23 protein-coding genes, 1 tRNA gene and 3 pseudogenes are annotated in these 26,691 nt (G+C 59.7%); 13 read left to right on the top strand and 14 right to left on the bottom strand.

Going from position 1 to position 26,691, the window contains the following annotated elements; all coding sequences use genetic code 11:
• The first annotated feature begins 68 nt into the window (after positions 1–68).
• Positions 69–1,502 carry a surface lipoprotein assembly modifier gene (locus H3L94_RS02090; RefSeq protein ID WP_182122466.1) on the top strand — a complete coding sequence of 478 codons (1,434 nt, stop codon included), beginning with the start codon at positions 69–71 and terminating at the stop codon, positions 1,500–1,502.
• A 92-nt stretch (positions 1,503–1,594) separates the two neighbouring features.
• Positions 1,595–1,799, top strand: a pseudogene (locus H3L94_RS12940) (ATP-dependent exonuclease).
• On the opposite strand, the gene amgK reads toward H3L94_RS12940, so the two are convergent.
• Entirely contained in the window at positions 1,796–2,800 is a 1,005-nt protein-coding gene (gene amgK, locus H3L94_RS02085; protein WP_182122465.1) for an N-acetylmuramate/N-acetylglucosamine kinase AmgK, read from the bottom strand. The pseudogene H3L94_RS12940 and the gene amgK overlap by 4 nt on opposite strands.
• A 62-nt stretch (positions 2,801–2,862) precedes the next feature.
• Between amgK and H3L94_RS02080 the strand changes: the two genes are divergently transcribed.
• From H3L94_RS02080 to alr, 3 genes are all read left to right on the top strand, one after another.
• A complete protein-coding gene (locus tag H3L94_RS02080) occupies positions 2,863–5,172 on the top strand; it encodes an LPS-assembly protein LptD (protein ID WP_425325923.1) in 2,310 nt (769 codons plus the stop codon).
• Positions 5,169–6,113: a peptidylprolyl isomerase gene (locus H3L94_RS02075; protein WP_182122463.1), complete on the top strand. Its 945-nt coding sequence runs from the start codon at positions 5,169–5,171 to the stop codon at positions 6,111–6,113. Before H3L94_RS02080 ends, H3L94_RS02075 begins: the two co-directional genes overlap by 4 nt.
• A gap of 309 nt (positions 6,114–6,422) precedes the next feature.
• Entirely contained in the window at positions 6,423–7,481 is a 1,059-nt protein-coding gene (gene alr / locus H3L94_RS02070; protein ID WP_182122462.1) for an alanine racemase, read from the top strand.
• 80 nt (positions 7,482–7,561) lie between these two features.
• Here alr and H3L94_RS02065 read toward each other — a convergent pair whose 3' ends face one another.
• Entirely contained in the window at positions 7,562–8,650 is a 1,089-nt protein-coding gene (locus tag H3L94_RS02065) for a metallophosphoesterase (protein ID WP_182122461.1), read from the bottom strand.
• Positions 8,651–8,773: 123 nt separating this feature from the next.
• Between H3L94_RS02065 and H3L94_RS02060 the strand changes: the two genes are divergently transcribed.
• Together H3L94_RS02060 and H3L94_RS02055 are read left to right on the top strand one after the other, a co-directional pair.
• Positions 8,774–9,679: a Dyp-type peroxidase gene (locus H3L94_RS02060; protein ID WP_182122460.1), complete on the top strand. Its 906-nt coding sequence runs from the start codon at positions 8,774–8,776 to the stop codon at positions 9,677–9,679.
• Between the two features lie 19 nt (positions 9,680–9,698).
• A complete protein-coding gene (locus H3L94_RS02055) occupies positions 9,699–10,457 on the top strand; it encodes a TatD family hydrolase (protein ID WP_182122459.1) in 759 nt (252 codons plus the stop codon).
• Between the two features lie 148 nt (positions 10,458–10,605).
• Here the strand turns inward: H3L94_RS02055 and H3L94_RS12825 are convergent, their stop codons facing one another.
• From H3L94_RS12825 to hfq, 10 genes are all read right to left on the bottom strand, one after another.
• A complete protein-coding gene (locus tag H3L94_RS12825; protein ID WP_342355426.1) occupies positions 10,606–10,809 on the bottom strand; it encodes an ATP-dependent exonuclease in 204 nt (67 codons plus the stop codon).
• A 26-nt stretch (positions 10,810–10,835) separates the two neighbouring features.
• Positions 10,836–11,315, bottom strand: coding sequence for a copper chaperone PCu(A)C (locus tag H3L94_RS02050; protein WP_425325922.1), 480 nt, complete (start codon positions 11,313–11,315; stop codon positions 10,836–10,838).
• Between the two features lie 60 nt (positions 11,316–11,375).
• Positions 11,376–11,780: a diacylglycerol kinase gene (locus H3L94_RS02045; protein WP_182122457.1), complete on the bottom strand. Its 405-nt coding sequence runs from the start codon at positions 11,778–11,780 to the stop codon at positions 11,376–11,378.
• A gap of 13 nt (positions 11,781–11,793) precedes the next feature.
• Positions 11,794–12,204 (bottom strand): diacylglycerol kinase, encoded by a 411-nt coding sequence (locus H3L94_RS02040; protein ID WP_040661022.1) that lies wholly within the window; start codon positions 12,202–12,204, stop codon positions 11,794–11,796.
• 184 nt (positions 12,205–12,388) lie between these two features.
• Positions 12,389–13,342, bottom strand: a complete 954-nt coding sequence (gene gshB / locus H3L94_RS02035) for a glutathione synthase (protein ID WP_182122456.1) — start codon at positions 13,340–13,342, stop codon at positions 12,389–12,391.
• A gap of 118 nt (positions 13,343–13,460) precedes the next feature.
• The gene (gene argS, locus H3L94_RS02030) at positions 13,461–15,179 is read right to left on the bottom strand and encodes an arginine--tRNA ligase (protein WP_182122455.1); all 1,719 of its coding nucleotides are present in this window, start codon (positions 15,177–15,179) and stop codon (positions 13,461–13,463) included.
• Between the two features lie 95 nt (positions 15,180–15,274).
• Positions 15,275–15,898 carry a hypothetical protein gene (locus H3L94_RS02025; RefSeq protein ID WP_182122454.1) on the bottom strand — a complete coding sequence of 208 codons (624 nt, stop codon included), beginning with the start codon at positions 15,896–15,898 and terminating at the stop codon, positions 15,275–15,277.
• A 131-nt stretch (positions 15,899–16,029) separates the two neighbouring features.
• Positions 16,030–16,419, bottom strand: a complete 390-nt coding sequence (locus H3L94_RS02020) for a CrcB family protein (protein WP_182122453.1) — start codon at positions 16,417–16,419, stop codon at positions 16,030–16,032.
• Positions 16,420–16,422: 3 nt separating this feature from the next.
• Positions 16,423–17,124, bottom strand: coding sequence for a 5'-methylthioadenosine/adenosylhomocysteine nucleosidase (locus tag H3L94_RS02015; RefSeq protein WP_182122452.1), 702 nt, complete (start codon positions 17,122–17,124; stop codon positions 16,423–16,425).
• Positions 17,125–17,191: 67 nt separating this feature from the next.
• Entirely contained in the window at positions 17,192–17,455 is a 264-nt protein-coding gene (gene hfq, locus H3L94_RS02010) for an RNA chaperone Hfq (protein WP_009119575.1), read from the bottom strand.
• A gap of 242 nt (positions 17,456–17,697) precedes the next feature.
• On the opposite strand from hfq, the gene radC reads away from it, so the two are divergent.
• Positions 17,698–18,387 carry a RadC family protein gene (radC, locus tag H3L94_RS02005; RefSeq protein WP_182122451.1) on the top strand — a complete coding sequence of 230 codons (690 nt, stop codon included), beginning with the start codon at positions 17,698–17,700 and terminating at the stop codon, positions 18,385–18,387.
• A 76-nt stretch (positions 18,388–18,463) separates the two neighbouring features.
• On the opposite strand, the gene pgaA is transcribed toward radC, so the two are convergent.
• Positions 18,464–20,881, bottom strand: a complete 2,418-nt coding sequence (pgaA, locus tag H3L94_RS02000; protein ID WP_182122450.1) for a poly-beta-1,6 N-acetyl-D-glucosamine export porin PgaA — start codon at positions 20,879–20,881, stop codon at positions 18,464–18,466.
• Between the two features lie 148 nt (positions 20,882–21,029).
• Positions 21,030–21,641 carry a Smr/MutS family protein gene (locus H3L94_RS01995; RefSeq protein ID WP_182122449.1) on the bottom strand — a complete coding sequence of 204 codons (612 nt, stop codon included), beginning with the start codon at positions 21,639–21,641 and terminating at the stop codon, positions 21,030–21,032.
• A gap of 109 nt (positions 21,642–21,750) precedes the next feature.
• Between H3L94_RS01995 and ubiM the strand changes: the two genes are divergently transcribed.
• From ubiM to H3L94_RS01965, 5 genes and pseudogenes are all read left to right on the top strand, one after another.
• On the top strand, positions 21,751–22,923 hold the full coding sequence (gene ubiM / locus H3L94_RS01990) for a 5-demethoxyubiquinol-8 5-hydroxylase UbiM (protein ID WP_182122448.1): 1,173 nt from the start codon (positions 21,751–21,753) through the stop codon (positions 22,921–22,923).
• A gap of 409 nt (positions 22,924–23,332) precedes the next feature.
• Positions 23,333–23,408 (top strand) — tRNA-Thr (locus tag H3L94_RS01985).
• 222 nt (positions 23,409–23,630) lie between these two features.
• Positions 23,631–24,836, top strand: a complete 1,206-nt coding sequence (locus tag H3L94_RS01980; protein ID WP_182122447.1) for a tyrosine-type recombinase/integrase — start codon at positions 23,631–23,633, stop codon at positions 24,834–24,836.
• Between the two features lie 191 nt (positions 24,837–25,027).
• A pseudogene (locus H3L94_RS01975) lies at positions 25,028–25,189 on the top strand (helix-turn-helix transcriptional regulator); the annotation flags it as partial.
• Positions 25,190–25,257: 68 nt separating this feature from the next.
• Positions 25,258–26,685: pseudogene (locus H3L94_RS01965) on the top strand (DUF927 domain-containing protein).
• Positions 26,686–26,691: the final 6 nt, after the last annotated feature.

Raw genomic sequence — 26,691 nt, 5'->3', positions numbered from 1 at the left:
TCAGGTAGCCTTTTCTGCGGTTTAGATAGACCAGTTCAATTGCTGCCTAGGCGGATGAAAGGAAAGGAATGCAAACACACAAGCTGGCGGCGGCGTATTGTCTGGCTCTGATGCCGGCGGTACAGGCGCAGCCTTTATTGCCGCCGGCCGAGCCGGTGGTTTTTGAGCGCGTTTGGCCTCAAACGTGGCCGGAAACCGGGCCGGAAGAAACGGCGCCTTTGTTGCCTGCGCTGAACACGGTAGAAACGCCGGCCACTTTGGAAGCAGCGATTGCCCAAGCCATGCAAACGCGGCAATGGGCAGTTCTGGGCGATTTGTTGGCCCGCTATGCCGCCGTGCAGGGGCATAACCGAGACGTGTTGCGTTATGCACAAGGCGCGTGGCTGCGTTCGCAGCAACAACATGAAGCGGCGGCAGCGCTATATCGCGAATTGCTGGCAGACAGCCCGCATTTGGCCGTGCCTAAGCTGGAATTGGGCATTTTGTTGCTTGAAGACCGCCGTTTGCAGGAAAGCAAGGCGGTGCTGCAAGAAGTGCAGCCGGCTTTGCCCGAGCCGCTGACCGAAGCCGCGCGGGCATATATTCAAGCAGGCGAGCGCATGCAGGATTGGCGGTTTTCGGCGGGCGTGAGCTACGAGCAAACCGATAATGTCAATCAGGCCGCCGGAGAGGCGCAGCCGCTTTTGGGCGGTATCCGCTTTACATTGAGTGAAGACAGCCGCCCCAAGGCGGCGCACGGTGTGCGTTATTTTGCCCAAGCCGAGCAGGAGCGTAATGTGGCCGGCCGCCACTATCTGCGCTTGGCCGGTGATGCCGGCGGCATCCGCTATTGGGACAACACCGCCTACAGCGAGCAAAGCTACGGTGTAGAAGCGGGCTACCTGAACCACGGCATTGCGCACAGCTGGAGCCTGGTGCCGTTTTACCGTTTTAACTTGTTGGGCGGCCATGCCTACGGCAGGCAATACGGCGTGCGGGCGGAGTATGAACGCCGCTTTGCCGGCGGCCACCGTTGGTCGCTGCGCGCCACCCATACGCGCAAACATTATTCGGCCGCCCGCACCGAAGCCGTTTACGGCGGTTTCAACCATGCCTTGTCGGCCACGTTTTCGCGGGTGTTCTCGCCCGATGGCGCGGCATTTGCCGGCGTGGATGTGTCGCGCGATCGAGTGGCGGATGACTCGGAATCGTCTTGGCGCGGCGGCTTGAGCGCGGGCGGGACATACCGTACCGCCTGGCTGGGCGTGCGTAGTCACATACGCTACGGCTGGCGACGTTTTGACGAAAATTACCGCCTACACCTTTTCGGACGCTGGGCGGTAAACGAGCGGCGGCGCGACCGCGAATATCAGGCCGGGGTGTCTGTGTGGTCGCCAAAATTGGCCTGGCGAGGATTGACGCCACAGCTCAACTACCAATATCGCCGCACCGACAGCAATATTTCGGCTTTGTTTTCCCGGCGGCACAGTGCTTGGTTTGTGAGTGTGGAAAAGGTTTTCTGATGATGGAGGGCAAACCGCCCAACCGCAACAGGCTACCTGAAAACGAGCGGCGCACAAACTTGCGCCGCTCGTTTTCAGGTAGCCTGAGACCTTTGCAAAACCCCCATCTGCGGCGCATTTCTGCGTTGTACGTTTATGCCCTATGGGTACTGCTCGCTCGCTTGCCTATCTTCATGATATGTCTGTCCCACGGGGATTCTAGCGTTCACGCTCGCTGCGCTGCTACGCCTTGAACTGCATCCACATCTGGAGGTTTTGCAAAGGTCTCAGCCTGTTTTTGTATATGCAATGATTTAGAAGGTATAGCCGGTTTGCAGTTCTTCGTCACCCACCAGCTCGAGCAGCAGTTCATAGAACGGCGCTAAGGCCGCGTAGCGGCGGGTGGTGCGGCGCAGGTAGTTGAGGAAGCGCGGGATTTCTGGGCGGTATTTATCTTTGCCGTCGCGGTGCCACAGGCGGGCGAAGATGCCGGCCACTTTGAGGTGGCGCTGTACGCCCATCCATTCGAAATCGCGGTAGAAAACGTCGAATTCGGCGGGTACCGGCAGGCCGGCGGCGCGGGCTTTTTCCCAATAGCGCACGGCGATGTCGATCACGAATTCTTCTTCCCATTCGATAAAGGCGTCGCGCAGCAGAGAAACCAAATCGTAGCTGATCGGGCCGTAGAGTGCGTCTTGGAAGTCGAGCACGCCCGGCCGGCCTTGGGTGAGCATCAGGTTGCGCACGATGAAGTCGCGGTGTACGAACACCTGCGCTTGGGCATTGAGCACGGGCAGCAGGGCGGCCAAGCCTTGTTGCCAGAGCTGTTTCTGCTTGAAGTTCATGTTGCGCCCCAGCTCTTTGGCCATAAACCAGTCGGGAAACAGCTGCATTTCACGCCGGAACACGGCTTCGTCATACACGGGCAAAACGTCGGGCCGGCTGGATTTTTGCAGTTCCACCAGCGTATCTACGGCGTCGAGCAGCAGCAGTTGGTGCATTTCCGGCCGGGTATCGTGTTCGAGGGCGGCCAGATAAGGCACGCGGCCGAAGTCTTCCAGTGCGGCAAAGCCCTGCGCGGTGTCGTGGTGGAAGACCTGCGGCACATGGACGGTGGAGAAAATATCGCGCACCTGCAGATAGGGTTCGATGCTCATTTTGTCGGGCGGGGCATCCATGCAGACCACGGTGCGGCCGTCGCCAAAGGTGGCGCGGAAGTAACGGCGGAAGTCGGCGTCGGCAGCGGCAAAGGCGAGCGTGAAGTCTTGTTCGGGATAGCGCTGCCGCAGCCAGTTTTGCAATTCTTTTTCTCGTTGCATGATGGTTTTCGGTGGGAATCGGGTTAAAATGCGCGCCATTTTACTGGCAAAATCGAAATAGGGTGATTCTTTTGCTCCGTTTATTCCGACCGAATCCCGTGGCTGTGGCCGTGTTGGCCGCTTGGAGTCTTACCGGCAGCCTGGCCGCCGCGCCCGTGCCGCTGGCTCAGGAAGGAGTGCGCTGCGACAGCCCGGGTGCCCCCAAGCATCTGATTGAGCCGATAGGCGCCGATGCGGGAAATGCGCCCGCAGACGGCGCCACGCGCATTGAGGCAGAACGGGTGGCCGGCCAGAGCGATGTACGGGTGCGGGCGGAAGGCGATGTGGTGGTCTCGCGTGACGACCAGGTGATTCGGGCCGATTGGATCGACTACCATCAACCTCAGGAAACCGTACGGGCGGGGGAAGCCTTCACCTTGGAGCAAGGCAACGGCCGCGTCAGCGGAGAAGCGTTGACTTATCGTTTGGACACCCATCAGGGCGAAGCGAAAAATGCCCGTTTCGAGTCCGACGACGGCGAACGCCGTTTTCAGGGCAGCGGTGAAACCGTGCGGGTAGAAGGTGAAAACCGCTACCGCTTGGAGAACGCCCGCTTCAATACCTGCAATCCCGGCGACGAAAGCTGGTACATCCGTGCATCCAGCATCGAAGCCGATTATGACCGCAATGTCGGCGTGGCGCGTAATGCGGCATTGGTTTTGGGCGGCGTGCCGGTGTTTTACACCCCTTGGATCGATTTTCCGCTCAACGGCAACCGCAAAAGCGGTTTTTTGGTGCCGACGGTAAGCATCGGCTCGGACGGCGGCAGCGTGTCGCTGCCTTATTACTTCAATCTGGCGCCCCATTACGACGCCACGCTCACACCCACTCTCTACACCCGTCGCGGCCTTCAGGTAGCCGGTCAACTGCGTTATCTGCGACCAAGCTACCGCGGGCAAATGGATTTGGCTGTTTTGCCCAACGACCGGCTCAGCCGCCACGACACCCGCACCCAAGCCGATTGGGTACACCAACACCAATTCAGCAACAGCCTCAGCGGCGGCATCGATTTCCATCAAGTCTCCGATGACGACTACTACCGCGACTTCTACAAACGCAACGACATCGCCACCAACGTCAATCTCAACCGCCAAGCCTGGCTGAACCACCAAACCCGTCTGGGCGGCGGCCGCCTCGACAGCTATCTGACGGTGCAGAAATACCAGACACTGGCCAATGCCGACGGCTACGAAGACGCGCCCTACGCCCTGTTGCCGCGCCTGACCACCCAATGGTCGCGCAACCTGCCCTATGCCGACGTGAGCGTTTACGGCCAATTCAGCCGCTTCAGCCACGATTGGAAACAGCAAGGCAGCCGTTTGGTGCTCAGTCCGGCGATACGCGCCGAATTCAACCGCCCGTGGGGCTATTTGCGCCCCAAATTCCAACTGCACGCCACCTATTACGATTTGGACGGCTCCGGCGGCAAACCGGCCCGTTCGCTCAGCCGCGTGTTGCCGATTGTGAGCGTGGACGGAGGCCTGACCTTCGAGCGCCAGGCCGGCTGGCAGGGGCGGCGATATGTGCAGACCTTGGAGCCGCGCCTGTTTTATGCCTACATCCCCACCAAAGAGCAGGAAGACCTGCCCTTGTTCGATACCGCGGAAAACAGCTTCACTTACAGCCAGCTGTTCCGGGAAAACCGCTTTTCCGGCCACGACCGCATCAATGCCGCCAACTTCCTCACCACCGCCGTGCAAACCCGTCTTTACAATGCGGATAACGGCGAAGAGCGGCTGCGTGCCGGCATCGGCCAACGCCTCTATTTCAACCGCGACGATGTGGGCTTGGAAGGCCGGCGGACACGGCGCGGCAGCGGACGCTCCGATGTGTTGGCGTTTGCCGACGGCCGCCTCACCGACAGCATTTGGGTGAACGGCGATGTGCATTACAACACCACGCTGAATGTGGCCGACAAATACAACCTCGGCCTGCGTTACAGCCCCGAGCCGGGCAAAACCGTCAGCGTGCGCTACCAATATCGTCGCGACGGCGAGATTTACGACACTATCTACGGCAAAGTCCGGCAGGCCGATGTGGCTTTCCAATGGCCGGTGAGCCGCAATCTGTATCTGGTCGGCCGCCACAGCTATTCCTTCACCGAGCGCAAACCGGTGGAGCACTTGCTGGGCATGGAATACATCAGCAGCTGCGGCTGCTGGAGCTTCAGCGCCGTCGGCCAGCATTATGTGACCGGCGTAAACTCGAGCAAAAACGCCGTATTCCTGCAATTGCGCTTGCGCGACTTAAGCAGTTTGGGCAACAATCCGCTCGAACCCCTGCGCCAGTCTGTGCCTGGCTACACCGATATCGAAGAGGTAAACCGCAAATGAAATTGAAAAACCTGTGTTTGGCTTTGGGCCTGAGTCTGTCTTTTCAGGTAGCCTCTGCCGACGCCGTGCGTCCGGTGGACAGCATCGTGGCCGTGGTGGACAACGAAGTCATCACCCAACGCGAGCTTAATCAGGCCGTCGCCTACAACCGCAGCCAACAAGACCGCGACACCCGCCTGTCCGACCAAGAGCTGCAGCGCCAATCGCTGATGCAGCTGGTCAACCAATCGCTGCTGGTGCAGGCCGGCAAGCGCAACAATGTAAATGCCGGTGATGCCGAAGTAGAGGCCGAAATCGCCCGCATTGCCGCCGCCCGCCGTCAAAGCGTGGCACAGTTTGAAGCCGCGCAAATGCGCTTGGGCATCGACCGCCGCGGCCTGCGCCGCCAAGTGCGCGACAGCCTGATCGCGCAAAAAGTGCAGCAAAACCAAATCATGCGCGAAGCCAGGGTCAGCGATGAAGAAGTGGAAGCCGTGATTGCCCGCAATCCCGGTGCCGCCCTGCCTGAAGCCGAGCCGAAACCGCAATACCGTGCCCAGCACATTTTGATTACGGGCGACGGCGAGCGCGCCCAGCGCCTGGCCTTGCAAGTGGCGCAGGAAGCGCGCAGCGGTGTGGATTTCGCCCAACTGGCCCGCCAGTATTCGCAAGACACCAGTGCCCAACAAGGCGGTGATTTGGGCTGGATGGCTTCCGGCGAAACCGTGCCGGAATTCGAACGGGCGATGAGCGCGCTCAAGCCCGGCGAAGTCAGCCGCCCGGTGCGCAGCCAATTCGGCTGGCACATCATCCGCTTAAACGAAGTGCGCACCCCCAACTCCCGCGAAGACCGCATCCGCGCCGGTGTGCGTGAAGCCTTGGTGCAGGAAAAATCCCAAGCCGCCATGCAGCGGCTGCTGCAACAGCTGCATCAGGGCGGCTACGTTTCCATCCGTATGTAAGCAGCCGAAACAGGCTACCTGAACGCCGGCTGCGTTTCAGGTAGCCTGAGTCCTTTGCAAAACCCATCTGCGGCGTATTTCTGCGTTGCGCGTTTATGCCCTAAGGGTACTGCTCGCTCACTTGCCTCTCTGTATGATAGGTCTGTCCCACGCGGATTCCTAGCGTTCACGTTCGCTGCGCTGCTACGCCCTGAACGGCATCCACATCTGGGGGTGTTGCAAAGGTCTCGTCTTTTTACAGCGGCCGCCCGCCGGATTCAGATTGTCCAGGCCACCGTTCTTCCCAACCGTTCTTTCAGAAAGTGCCGTATGCGCCCTCTTGTTGCCGCCATCCGACTGGCTCATCTGCGCCACAATTATGAAACCTTGAAAACCATTCACGGCGGCCGCCTGTTGGCCGTGGTCAAAGCGAATGCCTACGGACACGGCGCAATACGCTGTGCGCGGGCATTGGCCGATTTGGCCGACGGCTTTGCCGTGGCCACGCCGGCCGAGGGCATCGAATTGCGCCAAGCCGGCATCGAAAACCCGATCGTGCTGCTCGAAGGCGTCTTTGAAGCGGCAGAATATGCCGAGGTGGACGCCTACCGTTTGTGGCCGGTGGTGCAGACGCAATGGCAGCTGGAAAGCCTACTGGCCCACCCGTGGCAGCGGCCGGTCAGCGTATGGTTGAAAATGGATTCCGGCATGCACCGCGCCGGTTTTTTCCCGCACAATTTCGCCCCAGCCCATCAGGCGCTGCTGCAAAGCCCGCACGTGGCCGATATCGTGAACATGAGCCACTTCGCCCGTGCAGACGAACCGGATAATCCGATGACCGCGCAACAGATGCAGGCTTTTGATACGGCAGTGGCCGATTTATCCGGCGCCTGCAGCCTGGCCAACTCGGCCGGCATACTGGCCCACCCCGCCGCGCGGCGGGATTGGGGACGGGCCGGCATCGCCCTCTACGGCATCGAACCCTTCCCCGGCGCGTGCGCCGATCTACGCCCGGTAATGCGCCTGAGCAGCCGCGTGTTTGCCGAGCGCACCCTGCAGCCGGGCGAACCGGTGGGCTACGGCGCAGCGTTTGTAACCGAACACTCCACCCGCGTCGGTGTGGTGGCCTGCGGTTACGCCGACGGCTACCCCCGTGCCTCGGGGAACGGCTGCCCGGTGGCCATCGACGGCCATGCCGGCCGCATCATCGGACGGGTAAGCATGGACATGCTGACCGTGCAGTTGGACGACCACCATCAAGGCGTCGGCAGCGAGGTGGAACTGTGGGGCGACCGCGTATCGGTGGCCGAAGTGGCCGAACGTGCGGGCACCATTGCCTACGAACTGTTGTGCAATGTGAAGCGCGCCACCTTTGTGTATCAGGAATAAAGCCAGCTGCAGAATAAAGAAAAAGCACGCCGAAAGGCGTGCTTATTTGCGTCAGGCTACCTGAAAAGCTGTGGCGTATGTTAATAACGGCCGACCACATCGATGATCATTACTTCCGATTGCGAGCCGAGGCGGAAAGGCACGCCCCAAAAGCCGTAACCGGAAGTGACAAAGTAATGGCCCAAGCCGCGCTGTTGGTAGCCGTAAGACAAATCGTAAATCCAATCGACAATAAAATTGGAGGGGAACACCTGCCCTTTGTGCACATGGCCGGAAACTTGGATGTCGATGGGCAGGGCTTGGTGCAAACGGATTTCGGTGGGGCGGTGGTCGAGCAGGAAAACCGGCTCACGAGTGTCCACCGACTTCAGCAGCTCGGCCGTGCTTTTGCGCTGCCGGTCCAGGTCGTCGGGGCGGCCGACCAGCCAGAAACCGGCGTCCAAGCGCACCACGTCGTCGTTCAGCACCCGAATACCGGCCGCTTCCAGTTCGGCACGGATGGCGTCTTGATGGCCGAACAGATCATGGTTGCCCAAGGTGGCATACACGCCGAGGGGCGCGCGCAGTTGTTGCAGATGACGTTGCATATTTTCCGAGCGGTAAGCGCGGGTGTCGTCGTCCATCAAATCACCGGGGAAGAGGATGATGTCCACCTGTTCCCGCTGCATGATGGCGCTGAGACGGTCTAGCTGGCGGGCGCCGAACAGTACGCCCAAGTGGGTATCGCTGGCCAGGCCGATGCGGACGGGACGGGGCAAGGGTTTGTCGATGGCCACCCGGTAATGGTGCACCACCGGTGTATAGGCGTTGTAAACGGAAATGCCCAACAGGAACATGAACAAAGCGGCCGCCAGCGGGCGCAGCAGGCTGCCCAAACGGGCGGGCGCAATGCGCCGCCGCAACAGCAGGTGCAACAGCCAAACGGCGCAAACGGTCAGTACGCCGTACCACAGCAGCACCATCCAGCCGGCGCTCAAACGGAAAACACCGGGCCAAACGCGCAACAGCGACAACAGCAACAGGCCGTTACCGATGCCGAACACCAGCCAGCGGACGGTGCGGCGGGCAGCGGGTTTCAGGTAGCCTTGCAGCAGCCAGAACAGCCCGCGGCTGCACAGCCAGCTGAACAATTGGAGCAAAAGAATGGCGATCAGCAGGAAATAAAGCACGGTGGTGTTTGCCCGCGGTGATAAAAAGCGGCATTCTAACACCGTCAGCGGTTCTTCGAGAGCGGTTGGCCAGGGTTTACGGTTATAATGGCGCCAGAAAAAATGCCACTCAGGAGATTACCGATGACCACCCCGCAAACCGCCATCATTCCCGACCACTGCCGCGCCGCCATTTTTATGGAAGCCGATACACAGGCTGCGCCCGCCGAGCTGGCCGAAGCCTGCCGCCGGAGTTTGGCGGCTTTGTCCGATCTGCAGACACAGTATCCCGATGCCTGCTTGGGCTTGACCATCGGTTTCGGTGCCGATTGCTGGCAAGCTTTCGGCCACACGGAAGAGGGAAAAGACATCAAGCCCTTCCGCGCTTTGGGCGGCGGTTTGGCGCCGGCCACCCAGCACGATATCCTGTTTCACATCCAATCTTTGCGCCCCGACGTGAATTTCTCGCTCGGCAAAGCCGTGCTGGAAGCCTTTGAGGGACTGCTCACCGTAGCCAGCGAAAACCACGGTTTCCGTTGGGTAGAAGAGCGCGGCTTGGAGGGCTTTGTGGATGGCACGGAAAACCCGCAAGGCGAAGAAAACATCCGTCAGGTAGGCGTCATCGGCGGCGATGCCCCCGATGCGGGCGGCAGCTATGTGCTGCTGCAGAAATACCGCCACGATTTGAAAAAATGGAACCGCTTGAGCGTGCCGGAACAGGAACAATGCATCGGCCGCAGCAAAGCGGACAACATCGAGTTTGCCCGCAGCGACCGCTTGCCCGACTCGCACCTCAACCGAACCAATCTGAAAGAAGACGGCGTCGGGCTAAAAATCGTCCGCCGCAGCCTGCCCTACGGCACGGTAAGCGGAGAACACGGCCTGATGTTCATCGCTTATTGCGCCCGCTTGTGGAACATCGAAGCACAGCTCTTGAGCATGTTCGGCGAGAGCGACGGCAAAACCGATTTACTGCTGACGCATGTGACGGCCGCGGTTTCCGGCGCCTACTATTACGCACCCTCTGTGGAACGGCTCAACAGCCTGTAAACCGGTTTTCAGGTAGCCCATGCTCACCGACAGCCATTGCCATTTGGCCGATCCCGCATTCGGCGGGCGCACCGATGCCGTGCTGGCGCAAGCCCGTGCGGCAGGGGTCGCCCGTTTTTTGGTGCCGGCGGCCCGTGAATCGGATTTTGCCGCAGTGGCGGCACTGCACCGCCCGCCGCAGATTTACGCTGCCTTGGGCGTGCACCCGTGGTATGCCGGCGAATGGCACACCGAAACCGGCGAGCGTTTGGCTGCGGCCTTGCAGGCGCAGCCGGAAATGTGGGTGGGAGAAATCGGTTTGGATTACCACCCCCGGCACCGCGCAAACGCGGCCTTGCAGTTGGCGGTTTTCCGTGAACAATTGGCGCTGGCCTCACGCTTGGAGCGGCCGGTGGTGCTGCACAATTTGAAAGCGACGGCAGATTTGACGGCGGAACTGAAACGGCAGCGCTTTGCAGCCGGCGGAATTGCGCATGCGTTTTCAGGTAGCCTGGAGGAAGCGCAGTTGCTGATACGCTGCGGCCTGCTCATCGGCATCGGCGCGCTGGTATTGAATCCGCATGCCCGCAAAGCCCGCGAAGCGGCAGCCAAGCTGCCCTTGGAATATTTGGTGTTGGAAACCGACAGCCCTTTTATGCCGCCGCCGGGAGAAGAAAGCAACACGCCGGCCAATGTTGCACGGGTGGCCGATGTGGTGGCGGCTTTGCGCGGCATCAGCCGGGAAACCGTGGCCGCGGCCACCGAGGCGAACATCGGGCGTTTGTTGGGATATGGGTAAGAAAACCGATTACCGTGGGCAGCTTGATGTCTTTACCGCCCGTTTGCCTAGTCATTCCTGACAAAGGCATTCTTTAGGCAAACAAATATTTTGATATTTATCGATCACTATCGCTGACAGCACCATGGATTGCTTTCAGCGATTTTTATTATTCCAGGATCTGTTGACACTTGGCTGATGCACCGGCGTGCCAAAGCTTCACAGCCTGAGACCTTTGCAAAACCCCCAGATGTGGATGCAGTTCAAGGCGTAGCAGCGCAGCGAACGTGAACGCCAGGAATCCCCGTGGGACAGACCTATCATACAGATAGGCAAGCGAGCAAGCAGCACACAACGCAGAAATGCGCCACAGATGGGGAGGTTACAAAGGTCTCAGCCTTAGTGGCTATGGTCGTGATGGTGATGCCCGTGTCCGCCCGGCTGCGCCGCTTCCTGCGCCGGGGTCTTCACGGTTACGGTAACCGTTTTGGCCGGCGCATGGCGGAAATGCAAGGTGAGCGGAAAGCGGAGGCCGCCGGCCAAAGGCTGTTTCAAGCCGATCAGCATCACATGGTAACCGCCCGGTTTGAGTTCGGCACGGCCGCCTTCGGCCAAGGGCAGGCCGCCTTCGATTTCATGCATCTGCATCCTGCCCTCGCGCATGCTGTGGGTATGGATTTCCACTTTCTCTGCCAAGGGGCTGCTGCCGCCTACCAAGGCATCGGTGCGGCCATCGTTGTGCAGCTGCATAAACACGCCGCCCGCCTGCTGGCCGGGCACGGTAAAACGCGCCCATGCATCGCGCACATGGATATCGGTCTGAGCCGCAGCGGCGCTAACCAAGGCCAAAGCGGCCAATAATACTTGTTTCATGAGCATCTGTTCCTGTTTGCAAAGGTCATACACAGCCGGCCCCATTTGGACCAAACTTGCGTCACATCAAGCATAAGCCTGCCACAGCGCCAAGCCCCACAACAGGGCCAGCAACACCAGCGCCAGCATTTGCGCCGCCGAGCCGACATCTTTGGCGATTTTCGACAAAGGGTGTTTTTCGGTGGACACGCGGTCGGTGAGCGCTTCCAAACCGGTGTTGACCAGTTCCACCACCAGTGAGAAAAACGAGGCCACCAACAAAATCATGCTCACCGGCAGGCTGAAGCCGGCCACGGCCAGCAACACCAGCAACACCGCATGCAGCCACACCAGCTGGCGGAACGCCGTCTCGTGGCGGTAGGCGGCAATGAGGCCGTCGCGCGAATAAATGGCCGCATTGAGAATGCGCCGCCAGCCGGTTTTGCCTTTTTGGCCGGCGGCGTAGGAAGAATGCTGCTCGGGCAAAGACATCCGTTACTCCGTTTCAGGTAGCCGCAAAAGTGCGCCACAGCGCCAGCAGCCACATCAGCAACAAAACGGCCAACAGCAGATACTGCGCCGCCGAGCCGACATCCTTGGCGCGCTTGGCCAGCTCATGCTGCGCCAAAGAGGTGTGGTCCACCGCCGCTTCGATGCCGGTGTTGATCAGCTCCACCACCAAAGACAAAGCGGAGGCCAGGATCAACACCAGCTGCACGGCCAAAGTAAACGGCAACAGCAGCGCCAGCAAGATCAGGATGCCGTTGATCCACAACAGCTGGCGGAAACCGGCTTCGTCGCAGGCGGCACGGATGCCGTCCCACGAATAACCCAGCGCGTTGATGATGCGGCGCAGGCCGGTTTTGCCTTTCATTTGCGCGGCGTAGCTCTGCACATCGGCGCAGTAAGCCTGCATTTTGTCGTGGGCACGGTCGTAGGCTTCATGCGCCTTGTCATACACTTCGTGTGCTTTGCTGCACACGTCTTGGGCATAATCGCCGGCCGGGCGGGACGGGGCCGCCGGGGTCTCGTCGGGAGTGGTGTGTTTGTTCATTATGAATAGGGTCGGGAGGCGGGAATCGGGCTACCTGAAAACCGCTTCAACGGGCGCTCCATTCGGCCACGGCGTCGATAAACAAGGCCGCCACATCGCAGCCTTGCTGCTGCATGATTTCTTGGAAACCGGTGGGGCTGGTGACGTTGACTTCGGTGAGGTAGTCGCCAATGATGTCCAAGCCGGCCAGTAAAATGCCGCGGCGCACCAATTCGGGCGCCAAGTTTTCGGCGATTTCGCGGTCGCGCGGCGACAAAGCCTGCGCCACGCCGCGGCCGCCGGCGGCCAAATTGCCGCGCGTTTCGCCCTGCTGCGGAATCCGTGCCAAGGCATACGGCACCACCTGCCCGCCGATCACCAACACCCGCTTGTCGCCGTGCACGATTTCGGGGATATAACGTTGAGCCATGATGGTGCGGCGGTCGTGCTGCATCAGGGTTTCCAAAATGCTGCCGATATTGGGGTCGTCTTGGCGCAGGCGGAAAATGCCCATGCCGCCCATGCCGTCCAAAGGCTTGACGATGATGTCGCCCTGCTCGGCCAAGAAATCGCGCACCTCGGCGGCACGGGTGCTGACCACAGTGGGGGCGGTATAGCGGTCGAAATGCAGAATCGCCAGTTTTTCGTTGAAATCGCGCATGGCTTGGCCGCTGTTGAACACCTTGGCACCCTGCCCCTCTGCCAGCGTCAGCAGCTGGGTGGCATACAGATACTGCAGGTCGAAAGGCGGATCGGTGCGCATGATGACGGCGTCGAAATCGCGCAAGGCGCACCGTTGCGGCGCGTGGGCGGCAAACCAATCACTACGGCCCTGATCGGCACCGAGAAAATCAACCCGGGCCGCGTGCGCGGTGACCACGCCGCCGCGCACCGACAAATCGCCGCTAAGGCCATGAAACAGCTGCCAGCCGCGGCGGGCAGCTTCGCGCATCATCACATAAGTGGTGTCTTTATACGTTTTGAAGCCGGCCAGCGGGTCGGCAATCACAAGCAGTTTCATGCACAGTCTTTCAAACGAAAAGCGGCCAGGCCGCAGAAGGCGCTTATGATATAAGCGGCGGGCAGCCGGGGCAAGGCGGAGTCTTTTCAGGTAGCCTGCAGGCTACCTGAAAAAGGGTTTACATCACGTCCAAAGTTTCGATGCCGAGCAATTCCAAGCCTTGTTTCAAGGTATCGCCGGTAAGCTTGGCCAGCTGCAGGCGACTGTTGCGCACGCTGCCTTCGGCCTTGAGGATGGGGCAGGCTTCGTAGAAACGGCTGAACAGGGCGGCCACCTGGTAAAGATACGCCGCCAAATAGTGGGGATGACAGCTTTCCGCCACATTGCACAGCACGTCTTCAAACTTGAGTAACTCCACCGCCAGCTGTTTTTCCAAGGGTTCGGTGAACACCGGCTGGGCGGCAGCGTCCCAGTCGCCTGCCTTGCGGAACACGCTTTGTACGCGGGTGTAGGCATATTGCAGATAGGGCGCGGTGTTGCCTTCGAAAGAGAGCATCTGATCCCAGTCGAACACATAATCGCTGCTGCGGTTTTTGCTCAAATCGGCGTATTTCACCGCACCGATGCCCACCACGCGGCCGATCTCTGCGGCCTCGGCCGGCGAGAGGGCCGGGTTTTTCTCGGCCACCAAGGCGGTGGCGCGTTCCACCGCTTCATTGAGCAAATCGACCAGTTTCACCGTGTCGCCGGAGCGGGTTTTAAAGGGTTTGCCGTCTTTGCCCATCATGGTGCCGAAGGGAATGTGTTCGGCCGTTGCGCTTTCAGGTAGCCAGCCGGCTTTGCGCGCCACGGTAAACAGCTGCTGGAAATGCAGGCTCTGGCGGGCGTCCACCACATACAGCAGACGGTCGGCCTGCAAGCGGCTCACGCGGTAGCGGATACAGGCCAAATCGGTGCTGGAATACAGGAAACCACCGCCCTGCTTCTGCACGATAAAGGCGGCCGGCTCGCCATCTTGGTTTTTGAATTCGTCGAGAAACACCACTTTGGCGCCGTCATCGTCCACGGCCAAACCTTGGGCCGTCAATTCGTCCACCACGGCTTGCAAATCGTCGTTATACATGGATTCGCCGGCCACATCGTCAGGCGTGAGCAGCAGGCCGAGGGTGTCATAGACTTGCTGGGCATGGCTCAATGAAATGTCCACAAACTGTTTCCACAGCGCCAAAACCCGTTCGTCGCCGCCCTGCAGCTTCACCACATAATCGCGCGCGGTGTCGGCAAACGCCGGGTCTTCGTCGAAACGCACTTTGGCTTCGCGGTAAAACTGCTCCAAATCGGCCAACTCGAATTCGGCATTGTCTGTTTGCTGCTCCACCATATACGCCACCAACATGCCGAACTGGGTGCCCCAGTCGCCGACGTGGTTTTGGCGGATCACTTGGTGGCCCAAAAAGCCCAGCACGCGGGCAAGGCTGTCGCCGATGATGCTGGAACGCAAATGGCCGACGTGCATTTCTTTGGCCAAATTGGGCGAAGAATAGTCGATGACCACGGTTTGCGGCTCACCGGTGCGGCGGATGTTGAAATGGCCGCTGTGCAGGGCGGCGTCCACTTCCTGCGCCAGAAAATCGGCCTTCAGGCGCAGGTTGATGAAGCCGGGGCCGGCCACTTCTGCCGATTCGATGAGGCGGTTGCCGGCCAATCGGTCGGCCACCTGCTGCGCCAGCTCGCGCGGGTTCTGCTTGCGCTGTTTGGCCGCGCCCATCACGCCGTTGATTTGGTAGTCGCCGAAATCGGCGTTTTTGGCCGGCTGCAAAACAATCGGGCTGCCGGAAAGGCCGGCGGCGGCAAAAGCAGCTTCGGCTTCTTGGGAAACAAGGGTGTGTAATCGCATCTTTTTCTCGTGACAATCAAACGGAGGCTACCTGAAAGCGGATGGAGGCTTTCAGGTAGCCTGTTTAAAACTATGATTAATGGGAATGGCCGGATTTAAGGGGCAGACGGCGCATCAGCCCATTGGTCCAGCTGGTCGCGCACATATTGGCGCGACATTTCTAGCGCCCGATAAATCTCCGCCCCCGCCGGTGCGGCGGACAACTCCGCTTTAAACAGGCGGCGCGCTTCGGCGGCCTCCCGGTTCAATACCCGCAGCCGGTCGGCATGGTTCTGATTCCAATGGCGGGTGCGCTCGTGCAGCAGGTAAGTAAAGGCAAAACTGCCGGAGCGCTGTTGGTGGTAAGCGTGGTCGGAAGCCAAATGCGCGGCCAAGATATTGTCCATCTCGCTGCATTCCGCCGCCGCTTGGGCTTCGGCTGCCTGCTCGTAGCATGTTTTGATTTCGTGTTGCAGATACTGGCCGCTGCGGCGGAATATCCGTTCCCAAGTTTGCGGCTCGAAAAATTCTTTATCGATGCCGTCGGCATTGGCGCGCCCGGCCAACAAAGCATCGCGCTCCCAGTCCATCGCCGCGGCCAAGGTGCCCGCCCGCAACAGCATTGCGGTGCGCTGCTGTTCGGGGAGATTCTGCCACTTCCCGACATCAGATTGGGCCAAGGCAGGCAGGGCCAAGGCCATCAGGCCGACGGCCAAACAAGTCTTCCATTTCTGCAGCACGACATCATTCCTTTCTTGCGGCAACGGTAGTGAAAACGGGCGCATTGTAAACCCTTCACGCCCTTAGGCGGTAGCCCTGCCTGCTTTCAGGTAGCCTTGAGGCTACCTGAAACCTGCGTGGCCGATCATTCTTATCTGGCCGCATATCTGACGGCCGCCATGCCCAACACCGTCCACAGCAAGCCGCCCAATGTGTGCAAAGCCAGCGTCAACAAGGCGGCGGCCCAATGTTCGGCCACGATGTTTTCCACCACTTCGGCGGAAAAAGCAGAGAAAGTGGTGAAACTGCCGAGCAGCCCCACCACCAGCAGCAAACGCCACGCTTCCGAAATACCCGACTGCCACACCCAACCCAAACACACGCCCATCAGCAGGCAGCCCAGCCAATTGACCAGCAAGGTGCCGAAGGCCAGTTTGTCGAAACAAGGGTTCAACCACAGGCCGAGTTGCCAGCGGGCCAAAGCGCCCGCAGCGGCGCCTGCGGCCACCAGGGCGATTTGGGCGGAAAGCGGCAGCGGCATGGCTTACAGGGCTTCGATCAAATGCTGCACCATTTGCGCCGAGTGCACGGAAGCGGTTTCCAAAAACGCCTCAAAGCTGGTGTCGGCCTGCTCGTCTGCCAAGTCGGACACCGCGCGGATTACCACAAACGGCACGCCGAACTGGTGGCAGCTTTGCGCAATCGCCGCCGCTTCCATTTCCACCGCCTGCACGCCGGCAAAACGGCTGCGGATGGCGGCCACGGCCTCGCTGCTGTGAACAAACTGGTCGCCGCTCACAATCAGCCCGCGGTGTACGCGCGCACCGGCAAAAGCCGCGGCCGCCGTTTCCGCGGCCGCACACAAAGCGGCATCGGAAACAAAACGCGCCGGCAGTTGCGGCACTTGGCCGTAATCATAGCCGAATGCGGTCACGTCCACATCGTGGTGCGCGGTCTCGGTGCCGATCACCACATCGCCCACCGCCAAGCCCTGCCCCAAACCGCCGGCGCTGCCGGTGTTGATCACGCAGTCGGGACGGTAGCGCTGCACCAACACGGCGGTGGCCGCCGCCGCATTCACTTTGCCGATGCCGCTCAAAGCCAGCACCACCTGTTTGCCGCCATAACGGCCGCTGTATAGGGTGAACGCACCGAAGGTTTCGGTGACTAGCTTGTCCAGACTGTTTTTTAAACGCTCGATTTCCGGCTGCATGGCGCCGATCACGGCAACGGTTTGTGTGTTCATGTTTGCGTGTTCCAAAATACGAAACGCACTGCCGCGGCAAACGGACAGTGCGCCAACAAATAAAAGCTTACTGGGCGGCGGGCGGCTCGGCAGCGGGTTTGGGTTCGGCCTGCTGCAGGCTCACGGCGCGCGCCGGAACAATAGTGGAGATGGCGTGTTTGTACACCATTTGGGTGACCGAAGTATTGCGCAGCAATACCACGTATTGATCGAAAGATTCCACTTGGCCTTGCAGCTTGATGCCGTTGACCAAGTAAATGGATACCGGAACATGCTCTTTGCGCAGTGCGTTCAAAAAAGGATCTTGTAACATTTGTCCTTTAGCTGTCATAGTGTGAAGACTCCGTTTTTATAATCATTAGATTTTTTAGAAAGGGAGGGCGATTGTAGCCGCGCCTTCATGATTTTTCCAACATTATTTATGTAAAAAGCACCAAAATATCCGCCGCTTTTCTGCGTCAAATCAAACAATCTGTTAAAAAAGACCGATTACTCTATTTTTCATCCGCCGTTTCAGGCTACCTGAAACCGATTGGCCGATCCGCAGGCCCTCAATCTCACACGGAGGCGCATATGAGCATCAAACAATGGCCGGAAGGCGAGCGGCCGCGCGAAAAGCTATTGCACAAAGGGGCCGCCGCCTTAAGCGATGCCGAACTGTTGGCCATTTTGCTGCGGGTAGGCACGCAGGGCATGAGCGCCGTGGACTTGGCGCGCAGCCTGCTGCACGAATTCGGTTCGCTCAACGGCCTGATGAATACGCCGGCCGCCGAACTCACCCGCCACAAAGGCATGGGCGAGGCATCGTTCTGCCAATTTGCCGTGGTACGCGAAATCGGCCGCCGCCTGCTGGCGGAGGAAATGCGGCAGAAGCCGGCTTTTACTTCGCCCGAAGTGGTGGCCGATTATTTGGTGTTGCAGTTGGCCGGCGAACCGGTGGAAATTGCCGCCGCCCTGCTGCTCAACCAGCAAAACCGCCTGATTGCGTTTGAAGAGCTGTCACGCGGCACGGTGGCCGAAAACACGGTTTACATCCGCGAGATTGTGCGTCTGGCGCTGCAACACCACGCGGCGGCCCTGATTTTCGCCCACAACCACCCGGGCGGCTCAGCCGAGCCCTCAGCAGCGGACATCGCCTTTACCCGACGACTGCATGCGGCGCTGGCTTTGGTGGACATTCCCCTTCTCGACCATTTCATTGTGGCCGGCAACCGCGCTTTTTCCCTGCTTGCCAACGGTGATTGGCGGCCTGAGGCTACCTGAAAAGCCAAACCGTGCGGCAGAATCCACTGCCGCACGGTCTGATCAGCCGCCATCCTGCTGGCGCGGCCATGTTGATCTACTGCAACTTCCAGTTCAAATTGAAATTACCGAAGTTTTGGAATTCGGGTTTGCCGTCGTAGATGGCCTGTTTGCGGCCGAACTCGTAACCCAAACCGAGCTTGTTGCCCACGCGCCAGTCATGACCGTATTTCAGCAGCCAAGTGTTCTGCGCCGCTTCGCCCGACTGCCAGAAGCGGCCCAAACCGCCGGTGAGCTGCTGGGTGAGGTGGACGCGGTAGGCCAGCGGCATGCCGTAAGACAGGTTCAACGAGCCGCTGACGGTGCTGCTGTGGCGCGGGTTGTAATAGTGTGCCTCAGGAATATCGCGGTTGCGGGTATGGTCTGCCCAAGCGCTGCCGGCCAAACGCCAGCGGTTGTGCTGCCAGAAGCTGTGCGACAGCCAAGCGTAGTAGTTTTGCCGCACGTTGTCGTCGTCAAACGTCATCACGCTGGCGCCCCCGCCGGCACGGGTATCGGCCGAATGGGCGTAATTGGCGCCGACGGTGTATTCGTTGGCATACACGTTTTGATTGACGGCCTTCACCGGCGTATTGGCGCTGTTGACCGCAGCAGCGGCCTGCAGGCTGAGGCGCTCGTTGGCGCGGTAATTGCCGCCGACGCGGGCATACGGCTTATCGTTCAAATGGGTGCCGTGGCCGGCCTCCACATTCAGGGTAAGCGGATGCAGATGGATTTCGCCGCCCAAGCCCACCCGGCCGGTACGCATTTCGTCGCCGTGGTTGGGCACATAATTGCTCTGCTGGGTCACATAAGCGCGATGACCGCCTTCGCTGCGCGGGCTGTATAAAGTGGCACTTTGCAGCCATTCCGTACCGTCGGCGGGCGAGGTGGTTTTGCTGGTTTGGCCGGAAAGACTCAGCTGGGCGGCGCGGGCATTATCGTAATGTTCCCAAAAGCCGCGGTAACGCGGATCTTGCCTGTCCATGCTGCGCGCCATTTCGGCGGCGGCACGCCAATTGCCGCTGTCGATCAGCGTCATGCCGATTTTGCTGTCGATACCGGCTTGGTTGTCGGGCGGCAGCTGTTCTTTGGCCTGACGGAACCACACCAGCGCTTCGTCGTTGCGGCCGTTCCATTGCGCCAAATCGCCGCGCAGCATCATGCCCCAGGGATCATTCGGTTTTTCCGCCAACCAAGCGTCCATCAGCTCGATGGCGCGGTCGAGATTGCCGTTCCAGGCTTCAAGGCGGACGTTCCAGAAATACTGTTTGTCGTAATACGGGTTTTCGATGCGGCGGGTGTGGGTGAAGTCGTTGGTGTAACGCTGCGGATTCCAGCGCTCCAGCTCTTGCTGGGCGTGGGTGTAGTAGCCCAAATCGGCTTGCGCCGCCACCAGATGCTCGCGCATGGCGGGCGAAATGCTGCCGCTTTGGGCCTGCTGGCGCTGCGCCAGTTCGGAATAAGTGTGGTAAGCCCCTCTCGGACTGCCTGACATCATCAAAGCCTGGGCGTACTGCGCTTTGACATATTCCGGCTGCTCGCCGTAGGGCTGCAGGGTACGGTAATCTTCTAAAGCCTGTTTGCTGTTATTGAGCGCAATCGCCGCAGCCATGCGGTCGCGCAGCGCGGCCAAATAAAGATCGCCGCCTTTTGGCGCTTCGTTCACCACTTGGCTCAGCTTGTCGTAAGCGGTTTGCAGGTTCTGCACATTGCCCGATTCGGTGCTGCTGCGCAGCAGGCTGACCGCTTGGTCTTTTTGCAGCCACAAACGGTCTTGGGCGTTGAATAAATGCGGATAACGCTCAATCAACTGCTGTTGCTGCGGGTAGGCGCGCAGCTGGGCGGCGGTGCGGTAAAGCGGCAACACCAAGTCTTCGCGCTCGGGATGGGCGGCCAATTGGGACTGCAGACCCAGCAGCTGATCAGTCAGGCTTTGGCTGCGTTGGGCCAGGTAATTGGCGGCTTGGCGGATATCGGCATCTTCGCCGAAACGGCCGCGGTAGATATCGATGTACTGCTTCGCCGCGCTGTATTGGCCGGCATCCACGGCCGTCAGTGCGGCGCCGAGAAAGCCGATTTTCAGCTGCGGCGCCGCCTGTTGCAGCTGGCCGTAATAAGCGGCAGAGAGCGCAAACTGTTTCTGGTCGCGGGCGGCTTTGGCCAGGTTTTCCAGCTCATCGGCGCTCAGCTGCGTCGGTGCGCATTGGGGGCAAACTGCCAGTGCATCGGCTTGTCTGCCTTGGCGCAGCAGAAGCGCAATCAGGTCGGCGCGCACGCGCGGGTCTTGGCTTTCGGCATACAGGCTTTGCAGGCCGCGTACGGACTCGGCCAAGGCGGCATCGCTGCTGCGGGCGTGTTGCGCCCAATGCTCGCGCTCGGCCTGAACATCGCGGGCCGAAGCCACGCCCGGCTGGGCAACCATCAGGGCAGACAATAAAACGGGAATCAAATTCGGGGTAAAACGCGACATCATAAAAACACTATACGAATACATTCAGGTTGCGCACTTTAATTCAATTTGCGCAGCTTGTGGGCAAATTTGCCCCGCAGCGGGGCGGATGCGGCAGGATTGTTGCGGCACCGATACGTTCGGCGGGCTCCTGAATGAACAAACGGTCACATCATCCGCCCTGCCGGCTTTTGCGCAGCAAAATGCGGACGGCGCCGTCGTTGTGCCGGTGCGGTTCGGCGTAGGCCAATACCTCGGGATGCTCCATCAGCCAGCGGCGCACCAGGGTTTTGAGCACCGGCGTAAAGCCGCGCGAACCCAAGCCGCTGCCGTGCACGATTTCGGCACACACCCCGCGCTTCTGCACATAAGCCACAAATTCGTTCAATACCTGCTGGGCCGACTCCTGCCGGTAACCGTGCAAATCGAGTTTGGCCACCACCGGCCAATGCCCGCCGAGCAGACGGCGGATATCGTCTTCGCCGCGGCCGTTTTTGCTGAACACGCGCGGCGGCTCGTCCCAGCTTTGGTCACCCACATAAAAATAGTCCGCCTCTTCCAGCCCTTCTTCTGGCTGCGCCCGCCGCTTAATCGGCGAAGTGTCGCGCGGCAAAACGGCGCGGTTGCTGCTTTTGAGCGGCACCACCGCGCCCACGGCAGCGGTGAAGTCCACATCCTCCACTCGTGCTTTTCTTTCCGCAGCCAAGCGTTCCGCCTCAGCCGCGCGCTCCTGCTTGGCCTGCTTGCCCAACTCTTTTAAAACATCTTGAAAAGACTGCTCCATCTGCAAGAATTCCGTTTCGGGTTTTCAGGTAGCCTCAAGTATAATGGAAAGCCGCCGGGCTTTTCATTTATCCTACCCCGCACTGTTTTCCATTCACACGGAGCCTCCCATGCAGCACACTTGTGACATCGTCGTTATCGGCGCCGGCCCTGCCGGCCTCAGTTTTGCCGCCGCAGCCGCCCCCAGCGGCTTGGACATCCTGCTGGTGGAACAAAGCAGCGAGGAAACCCTGGCCAACCCGCCCTACGACGGCCGCGAAATCGCGCTGACCCACCCCTCCCGCGCCGTGATGGAAAAACTCGGCATGTGGGCAAAAATTGCCGAAGACGAAATCTACCCGCTCAAAGCCGCCAAAGTGCTCAACGGCGGCTCTCCCTACACCTTGGACTTTCCCGCCCCCACCGACGGCAAAGGCCAGCTCGGCTTTTTGATTTCCAACCACAACATCCGCCGTGCCGCCTACGAATCGGCCAAAGCCTATCCCAACGTCCGCTTTCTCACCGAAAGCAGCGTGAAAGAAGCCCTCAACGGCAACGATAGCGTGACCGTTACCCTGGCCAACGGCGACACCGTTTCCGCCCGCCTGATGGTGGCCGCCGACAGCCGCATGTCGCAAACCCGCCGCCAGGCCGGCATTTCCGCCGACCTGCACGACTTCGGCCGCACCGTGATCGTGGCCCGTTTCGCCCACACCATTTCCAACGAAAACACCGCCTACGAGTGCTTCCACTACGGCCGCACCATCGCCCTGCTGCCCCTGGGCGAATACATGACCAACTGCGTCATCACCATCGACAACCGCCGCGTACATGAAGTGCTCGACCTTTCACCCGAAGCGCTCGCCGCCGATTTGGAAAAACAGCTGCACGGCAAACTCGGCACCATGTCGCCCGCCGGTAGCCGCCACACCTACCCCCTGATCGGCGTACACGCCCGCAGCTTCATCGCCCGCCGCACCGCCCTCATCGGCGACGCCGCCGTCGGCATGCATCCGGTCACCGCCCACGGCTTCAACCTCGGCGTTGCCAGCGCCGACTTGCTGGCCGAACTGATTGTGCAGGCCGCAGCCGCCGGCCGCGACATCGCCAACGACACCCTGCTGGAACGCTACGAAACCCGCCACATGCTGCACACCCGCGCGCTCTACCACGGCACCAACTTTATGGTGAAGCTGTTCACCAACGAAGCCCCGCCGGCCAAACTGCTGCGCACCGCCGTGCTGCGCCTGAGCAACAATCTGCCGCCGGTCAAACACCTGATTACCAAACAACTGACCGGCTAACACTTCATCGTTTTTCAGGTAGCCCGATGAGCGGAACAGGCCGAAACCTTTAGACAACCGCCCAATGTGGATGGGCTGTAAAGCTCAGCCGCCCAACAAGTGTGACCGCCGGGAATCCTTGTGAGAGAGACAAACCGGCTACAGGCTTAGGCGAGCGAACTGTCTCCTGAGGCATCAACGCACCACGCAGACATGCGCCGCAAATGGACGATTGCAAAGGCTTCAGGCTACCTGAAAGCGTTTATTTCCCAGCATGATCTTATCTGCCGCGCCCGAGCTGCGCCGGCACGCTAAAACCAACCCGCTTACCAAGGACACAACTTTCACAGAAAAAACATTGTTTTTCGGCCCCAAGCGCCCGCAACACTTGCCAAATACCGCACTCGGCGGCATAATGCGCGCCTTCTATGCCGGTGTAGCTCAGTTGGTAGAGCACCTGACTTGTAATCAGGGGGTCGCGAGTTCGAATCCTGCCGCCGGCACCACATTCACAAAAAGCAGCCTGCAAACGGCTGCTTTTTTCTCGTCTAATACCGTCTAATACAATAGACCAAGCCATTATTTATCAAAGATTTTATCTATCTTTCAGCCATACGGCTTAACCCGTCTGCTGTGCAATACCGTGTTATGCCGTCTGATTGAATAGACCTGAAATTTACGGTATTTTTTACGGTATCCCGAAAATACCGCGAAAAAATACCGTAAAAATGCCCCTGAATGACTTACAAATCAAGCGTTCCAAGCCTGCCGTCAAACCCTACAAGCTGACAGACGGCGGCGGCATGTATCTGCACGTTACCCCCGCTGGCGGCAAGCTGTGGCGCTTCGACTACGCCATAAACCGCAAGCGCAAAACGCTTTCCATCGGCAAGTATCCCGCCGTTTCCCTATCCGAAGCCCGCGCCGCTACCGAGAATGCCCGTTATCTGCTGGCACAAGGGCAAGACCCTGCCGCCGCCAAGCAAGAAGCCAAGCAGGCGCGGCAGGCGGCCTTGCTGAATACCTTTGCCGCCGTGGCCTGCCGTTGGCACACGGACAACCTGAACCGCTGGAAACCGAACCATGCCGCCCGCATCATGCGCTATTTTGAAGCGGATGTTTTCCCGCTGATTGGGCAGACACCGATTGCCGAATTGCGGGTAAGAGACGTGAAAGCCGTGATTGATGCCGTGGCCGCGCGGGGCGTGATTGAGACGGCAGAGAAAATCCGCCAATGGATAAGCAGCATCTGCAACTATGCCGCCATGCTGGAAATCATGGATGCCAACCCCGCCGCCCCGCTGGCAGGCTACCTAAAAAAGCCCGAAACAAATCACATGCCTGCCCTGCCGCGCGAAGAACTTGCCGAGTTTTACAGCCGTCTGCTGCTGGCCGATCTTGCCGCCCAAAACCGCCTATGCCTGATGCTGCTGATGCTGTGCTTTGCCCGCAATACCGAAATCAGGGGCGGCGAATGGGCAGAAATCGACTGGCAGGCAAAAACGTGGACGATTCCCGCCAGCCGCATGAAACGGCCACGGGCGCACTTGATTCCCTTGGCCGACTGGACGCTTAAACTGCTGGCCGAACTGCACAGCCTGACAGGGCAAGGCCGCTTTATGTTTCCCAGCCGTACCGCCAGCGGCTATATCAGCGAAAACACGCTAGGCACCATCATGAACCGCCTAGGCTACAAGGGCATTGCCACCCCGCACGGCTTCCGCAGCTTGGCAAGCAGCGTATTGAACGAACAGGGCTACAACCCCGATGCCATCGAACGCCAGCTTGCCCATGTTGAAGAAAACAGGATTAAGGCCGCTTACAACAGGGCGGAATACTGGCCGCACCGCGTGGAAATGATGCAATGGTATGCCGACTATTTGCGCGGCCACTACCGCCAAGCCTGCGCCCTAACTGCCGACGGCCAAGCATAGGGCTAGCTGAAACCGACCCGCGAAAGCGGTTTTTTTTGCGTCTGCTGTTTTTGCAACAGCGTTGCAATATGAATTTTTTTGAAGAAATCCACCTGATGATGAATGAAATTTTTTTAAAACGTTTTACAAGACTGCGGACAAATTTCCCAACACCATGCAATGCCGTGCAACCGCATAGCAGGGAATAAACCATGCAAGAAGCCGTATTACGGGCAAAAGACGTTGCCCGCAAAACGGGATTGTCGTTATCGGCGGTTTGGTACAAAGCCAATCCGAAACACCGCCTGCACGACCCCGATTTTCCGAAGCCGTTTAAGGTTTCCGCCAATGCCACGGGCTGGCTGGAAAGCGAAATCAACGACTACATCAAACAACTGGCCGAGCGCCGCCGAAACGAAAGGAAAACCGCCGCAAGCGCGAAATGCTGGCCGACTACCTGCAGACCGACGGCCTGCACACCCCTTACACGGTTACCGCGCAATCGGGCTGGGCAGCACGGCAAAGCGCCTATGTACTGCCCAGCGGCGAAATACTGGCCGCCGACAAGGGGAAACACGCCCCGCGCGTTATCTACAACGGCGACAAGAGCCAAGCCGCCGCCTATGCCGCCAACGGCACGCTGGCCGACTGGCAGCTTCAGGTAGCCCGCTATGCCGCAGGCAACAGCCGTTTGAGCTTGGCAATCGGCACCGCCCTTGCCGCCCCGCTGCTTGGCCTGCTGGGCATGGAATCGGGCGGCTTCCATCTGTTCGGCGATTCCCGCGACGGCAAAAGCACCGCCGCCCGCGCCGCCTTGTCGGTTTGAGGCAATCCTGCCGAACTGATGGCAAGCTGGACGGGAACCAGTCACGGCTTCGCCAATCTGGCCAATGCCCGCAATGACGGCTTTTTGGTATTGGACGAAATCGGTCAGGCCAACCCCCGCCACGTTTCGCAAACCGCCTATGCCGTAATCAACGGCATTGCCAAAATTCAGGGCGCCAAAGACGGCGGCAACCGCGAAATCAGCCGCTGGCGCGTGCTGCTGTTTTCCACGGGAGAAAAGCCGATGGATATTTTTCTTGAAGCCGCAAAAGCCGACTGGAACGCGGGGCAGGCCGCCCGCCTGCCTTCGCTGCCTTCCGATGCGGGCAAAGGCAAGGGCATTTTCGATACCCTGCACGGATACGAGAAAGGCAGCCACTTGGCCGAAGCCATAGCCGGAGCCGCCGCCCGCTGCCACGGCACGGCTGGCCGCGCCTTTGTGCGCCTGCTGTTGGACAATCCCGCCGCATTGGACGAAATCCGCAGTCTGCAAGCCGACTTTATGGCCGCCCTGCCCGATATGGACGGCCAAGCCCGCACCGTGGCCGCCCGCTTCTCTTTGGCCGCCGCCGCGCTGGAAATGGCCGCACGGCACGGCATTACGGGTCTGGCTGGCGGCTTGGCCTTCCCCGCCGTTAAGCAATGCTTCGATGCTTGGCTAGAACGCGCAGGCACGGGCAAGTTTGAAGACAGGAAAATCATGGAAAACGCCTTAGAATTTTCCCAGCGCTACTTTGACAGCGAACGCTTTATGCCCTTGCCAAGCCATCATTCTTTCTACTCGCCGACCAATTTTGCGGGCTACCGAAAAAAAGCCCTGCATGCGGAAAACGACAGCTTCTACATTTTGCCCGCCGTGTTTGTGGAAGAAATCTGCCGCGACTTCGACAAGGGCAAAGTCTGCGCCGTACTACACGCGGCAAGCTGGCTGAAATACAATGCCAAAGGCAACCGCTGGCAGCACCAAATCAAAGGCAAGGGCAGGTTTTACCTGATTTGCGGCGTGCTGCCGCCAAGTGAGCTAGAAGAATCGGACGAACTGTAAGGAAAA

Origin of the sequence: Neisseria shayeganii (assembly GCF_014054965.1) — a bacterium.
Classification (GTDB): domain Bacteria; phylum Pseudomonadota; class Gammaproteobacteria; order Burkholderiales; family Neisseriaceae; genus Eikenella; species Eikenella shayeganii.
Note: the sequence above shows the minus strand (reverse complement) of the source record. Positions and strands in the feature narration are given on the sequence as shown.